Annotated in this window: 1 pseudogene; it reads right to left on the bottom strand. The window is 67.2% G+C overall.

Annotated features, from left to right (window positions below):
• A pseudogene (locus tag ACEN88_RS33690) lies at positions 1-319 on the bottom strand (hypothetical protein); the annotation flags it as partial.
• Positions 320-603: the final 284 nt, after the last annotated feature.

The following is a 603-nucleotide window of genomic DNA, read 5'->3' as shown; positions in this document are numbered from 1 at the left end:
GGCCACGGCCGAGGCCAGCGTCGGCCGTGGCCATCGCGCTGGCCGCCTGGCCGCTGAGCCGTTCGAGCTCCTCCAGCAACCTGTCGGCCGCCGCGGTGCTGCGACGCAGGGCCGGCACGAGGAACTTGTCGAGCTTGCGCCAATGACAGTTGTCGTACACCTGGCGCAGTGCAGTACACAATTGTGCGGCCCGGCCGGCGGCCAGGGTACTGAAGTCGCCCGGCAGCGCGCGCAGCTCGTCGAGCAGCGACTGCAGGGCCGCGCGCACCGTCGTCTGTTCGACGGACAGGGCGACGAGGGTATAAGTCGATGTCAGCATTCGGTCTCCACCTTTTTCTCACGAGTGAGTTCGACAAATCCGCTCCCCGGCCGCATGGAATGCGCGGCGCTATGCAAGGTCCGTGGGAGCGTTGTTGACAGGCCCGGGGCACTCTCGAATCGCGAGTCTCGGATTGCGAGGCGTCCTCTGGTTGGTTTTGGCCTGAAGGAAGGTCTAGTGTAAGGAGGCCGGGCTGGCACCCGTTTGATCTATCACAAACTGCCACCCGGCATCAGGCCGCGGCCGCCAGCGTCTGGCCCAGCGCGGCGGCCAGCGGCGTGGCG

The sequence above is a fragment of the Massilia sp. CT11-108 genome, assembly GCF_047302915.1.
Lineage (GTDB): Bacteria > Pseudomonadota > Gammaproteobacteria > Burkholderiales > Burkholderiaceae_D > Telluria > Telluria orientalis.
The sequence above is the reverse complement of the archived record's forward strand: the minus strand, read 5'-3'. Positions and strand labels throughout refer to the sequence as shown.